The sequence below is a fragment of the Streptomyces sp. NPDC005070 genome (genome assembly GCF_053600395.1).
The window spans coordinates 1-4,210 of record NZ_JBSFZS010000285.1 but is presented as its reverse complement, the minus strand read 5'-3'; the positions used below and the strand labels follow the sequence as shown (position 1 = coordinate 4,210).

Here is a 4,210-nt window from a genome sequence, read left to right as displayed (position 1 = left end):
TGAGAAGTGTGCTCTTCCGCTCGGGTCTGCGCCCGGTGCGGCGAGTGGGGGTCCCCCCTGCTCGAAGAGCTTGGGGGAGCGTGCCAGGCGTCGCCGGGCAGGCGCGACTTTGCGGACACGACCTAGGAGTGCCCGCAGCGCCTTCCCGGGGGCCGTCTCACCAGTCCGGGAGCCCCACCAGCGCGGCCAGGACCACCGACAGCCACACCAGGACGAGCGGCACTGCCAGCGGCCACAGGGGGCGCCCCCGCTCGCCTTCCTCGCTGTCGCCCGTGGGGCGCAGGTCGGGGTCGGTGTGCATGGCGGTCACCTCGGCGGCCAGGGCGTCGTACGGGTGGGTCACACCGCATCGGCGCTGGAGCCAGGCCCAGCGGGGCGCGGAGACCGTCCATGACCCGTCGCCGCCCCAGCGCAGCTTGAGCTCCAGGGACTCCCGGCGGACCGAGCGGACGTCGTCCCACGGGATGCGGGTGGTCCCGCGCAGACCGTTCAGCCAGAGCCCGTTCCTGTCGGCGGTGATCCGCCAGCACAGCTTCACGGGGATGCGGAACGCGCCGTACAGGCCGGTGAGGAGGGCGAGGACGTGCTTCCAGAGACTGACGTCCCCGTCGGTGAACACCAGCCCGCACAGCACAGCGCCCCACACCAGCATCAGGAAGCCGGACAACCGGTCCACCGGACCCGCGCGCCAGTGGCGTACCGGCGCGGTGTTCATCGAGCGGGCGGCCTCCACCAGGCCGAAGTGCTGTGCGTCGTCCGCCACCCTGCGGGCCGCCGTTCGCTTCGCCTGTCCGAGCCGTCGCCGCACGGTGCTCTCCGGCACCGGGCGTACGGGCCCGGACGACCGTTCCGCCACGAGCGGGCCCCCGGGCGTCGGCGCGGCACTGACGAGCACGACCTCGGCACCGTCGTACGGCACGCCGTACAGGACTGCCTCCCGCAACGGTCCGGGCCGGTCGTCGTAGAGGGGGTTCGTCTCCACCGGGCCCGCGACGTCCGCCGCGTCCGCCACGATGTCCACCGCGGCGTCCGCCACGTCGTCCGCGGCGTAGTCCCGGGCATGGTCCAGCGCGACCACGCCGACGGTGAACAGCGGTCGCAGGCCCGCCACGTCGTCCGCGGCGAAGACCCTCGCGTCGCCGTGCCGGGTCTCGCGCGTCAGGACGCGCAGAACGGGCGCCGGCGCGGAACGCAGGGCGACGGCCCGCCGTCTGCCCAGCACTCCGGAGAGCAGGGCGGCGACGCCCAGCCCGGTCACGAAGCAGCCGCCGACGACCACCGCCCGGCGGCTCTCCGAGGAGGCCCACAGACCGGCGGTCGCGATCAGCGGGACGCCCGCGAGGATCAGGACGGTCCCGAGTCGGGAGAGAGACCGGCCGCGCCGAAGCGGCCGGTCCGTGTCCGGGAGGGGCGCCGTCACCCCTCCCGAGGCGGCGAGTGCCGCGTCCCGCTGCCGGTCCCTGGCCCGCAGCCGCAGGCCGGAGACGGCCAGGGTGGTCGCGGTCAGCAGGAGTGCGCCCACAACCACGGGGAGGACCGGGGCGGGGCGCAGGATCACGACCGCCAGGGCCAGGGCCGGCGCCGACACCCGTACGATCTCGGGCCGCAGCGGCAGCCATACGAGATGGAGCCCGGCCGCCGCCGCGAGGTACGGCGGCAGACCGGCCCAGGTCAGTCCCAGGGCGGCCAGTGCGCCGGTGAGCAGCGCCAGTTTCAGGCTCCGCAGCCCGAGCCGTTGCACGAATGTCCAGCCGGGCGGCAGCACCCGCGTCCAGCGCCGGGTGTGCTCCGTGCTCCAGGAAAGGCAGCCGTCGGGTATCGCGGTGGCGGGCAGGGGCCGCCGGACGTCGGTGTTCATCGTTTCCCAGAGACTCGGACCACGCGGGCGGCCGGTTGTGCGAAAGGCCCTCGGCTTCGTCTCCGGGTGGGGGACGGTGGTCGCGGCCGAGGCGGGGCGGGGCCCCGCGAAGGAATGCGTCAGCCCGTCGCCAGCAGGATGACCAGGACCACGAGGCCGGCGAGCGCGGGGCCCACCACCTCGTACGCCCAGCGCACCGTGACCTCTCCCTGCGCGCTCTCCGCGGCGGCCCGGTTCTCTGCCAGCTCGCGCAGATCGTCCATGATCCGGTCGGTCTCGGGGCGGACCGGCGCGTCGGCGACGGCGGACCGGCCGAAGGCGGACGCGCGGCCCAGCGACGACGAGCGGCCGCCGCCCCCGCGGCCCGCCGCGCCCTGGGCCGACTGCCGGGCCGCCTTCTTGCGGGCCCGCAGCGACACGGGCACCGCCCAGAGCTGGTACTTCGTGCCCGAGGTGTCGATCACCTCGTTCGAGTAGTGCGACCGCAGCGAGGCGACCTTGCTCCAGGGGAGCACGATCACGCGCAGCGGGTTGCGGACGCGCAGCCGGTCCTCGTTGGCGTAGACGGCGGGGCGCAGGGTGAACGCGGTCACGACGGGAACGATCAGGATCAGTCCGGCGAGCGCCAGCCAGGGGGTGCGGCCGTTGCCGGAGACCAGCGCGTCGAAGCCGAGCCAGCCCACGATGAGGAGCAGGAGGACGCCGCCCGCGATACCGGCGGGCGACCGGTAGATCCGGTCCCTGGCCTCGGGTCGCGAGGCGTCCGAAAGGGGTGACTGGTGGTCGGGGGTCGTCATGGTCCCGATTGTGCACGACGTGCGCCGCGTGCTTGAGCTCGGTCGGGTCTCGCTATGGTCGCGAAGGACTCCGCGCCGCCCGTCTCCCCGGCACCGCGACCACGCCGGCCACGACCGCCCCGATGATCCGGCGGAACGTCGGGCATTCCATGTGGCTGGGCGCGGGGCAGGCGGCGGTGTGCCGCAGGGAGTCGCGCAGGACCTCGAGCTCGCGGATCGTCCGGTCCAGTTCGTCGGCCTTGTCGAGAAGGGCCCGGGGGTCGATGCGCGGGCGCCCGTCCGGCGCGAACATCCGGGCGATCTCGTCCAGCGAGAACCCGGCGGACCGGCCCATCGCGATCAGCGCCAGCCGTTCCAGCACACCGGGGTCGTACTGCCGGCGCAGACCACGTCTGCCCGTCGGGGCGATGAGCCCCTTCTCCTCGTAGTACCGCAGGGTCGAAGCGGGCACCCCGGCGCGGCGTGCCACTTCGGCGATATCCAGATCCGGCATCGTCTTGACCTCAAGTCGGCTTGAAGTAGGACGGTGTCATCTCCAGGCCATGAGGGCAACCACAGGAGGCGTGATGGGATCCGATCTCGGGGCGGGCGACACGGTGGGCGACGAGGTGGGCGACACGGTGGGCGACGAGCAGGCCGCGCGCTGGAACGGGCCGTCCGGGAACGCCTGGGTCGAGGCCCAGGACATGGTGGACGCGTTGTTCGCGCCGCTGGAGAAGCTGCTCGTCGAGACGTTTCCGGCCGGGCAGGGGGGCCGGGTCCTGGACGTCGGCTGCGGTACGGGCGGCACGACGGTGGCGATCGCGCGGCGGCTCGGGGCCGGGGGGCGGTGTGTCGGCGTCGACATCTCGGAGCCGATGGTGGAGGCCGCTCGGGCGCGGGCCGAGCGGGCGGGTGCGGAAGGGGTGGGCGTGGGGGCCGTCTCGTTCCTCCGCGCCGACGCTCAGGATCATGTCTTCGAGCCGCCCGCGGCCTTCGACGCGGTCGTCTCCCGCTTCGGGGTGATGTTCTTCTCCGATCCGGTGCGGGCCTTCGCCAATCTGCGGCGGGCCGCGAAGGACGGCGCCGTGCTGCGGTTCGTCGTCTGGCGGGGCATCGCGGAGAACCCGTTCATGACGACGGCCGAGCGGGCGGCGGCACCGCTCATGCCGAATCTGCCCGCGCGTGATCCCGCCGCGCCGGGGCAGTTCGCTCTGGCCGACGCGGACAGGGTGCGGCGGTTGCTGGAGGAGGCGGGGTGGGCCGGGGTCGGCCTCCGGGCCGTCGACGTGGCGTGCGTCATGCCCGAGAAGGAGCTGGTCCCGTACTTCAGCCGGTTCGGGCCGGTCGGGATCGCGCTGCGCGACGTGGACGGGGCGACGAGGGCCCGGGTCGTCTCGGCGGTCCGCCCCGCGTTCGATCCGTACGTCCACGAGGGGGAGGTCCGCTTCACGGCGGCGTGCTGGCAGATCGACGCGCACGCCGGATAGGTCCCGGGCCGGTGGGTGGGTCGGGGCCGTGCCGGTGCATCAGCCCGTCGCCGTTGGGTGAGGCGTGGGCGTCGGGGCATCAAGGC

4 protein-coding genes are annotated in these 4,210 nt (G+C 74.0%); 1 reads left to right on the top strand and 3 read right to left on the bottom strand.

Annotated features, from left to right (window positions below; all coding sequences use genetic code 11):
- Positions 1-157 precede the first annotated feature (157 nt).
- From ACWEBX_RS37700 to ACWEBX_RS37690, 3 genes are all read right to left on the bottom strand, one after another.
- Positions 158-1,858, bottom strand: coding sequence for a hypothetical protein (locus ACWEBX_RS37700; protein WP_451889245.1), 1,701 nt, complete (start codon positions 1,856-1,858; stop codon positions 158-160).
- 119 nt (positions 1,859-1,977) lie between these two features.
- Complete coding sequence (locus ACWEBX_RS37695) at positions 1,978-2,655, bottom strand: PH domain-containing protein (RefSeq protein WP_451889244.1); 678 nt, start codon at positions 2,653-2,655, stop codon at positions 1,978-1,980.
- 52 nt (positions 2,656-2,707) lie between these two features.
- Positions 2,708-3,148, bottom strand: coding sequence for a helix-turn-helix domain-containing protein (locus ACWEBX_RS37690; protein WP_451889243.1), 441 nt, complete (start codon positions 3,146-3,148; stop codon positions 2,708-2,710).
- A 73-nt stretch (positions 3,149-3,221) separates the two neighbouring features.
- Between ACWEBX_RS37690 and ACWEBX_RS37685 the strand changes: the two genes are divergently transcribed.
- Complete coding sequence (locus ACWEBX_RS37685) at positions 3,222-4,124, top strand: methyltransferase domain-containing protein (protein WP_451889242.1); 903 nt, start codon at positions 3,222-3,224, stop codon at positions 4,122-4,124.
- Positions 4,125-4,210: the final 86 nt, after the last annotated feature.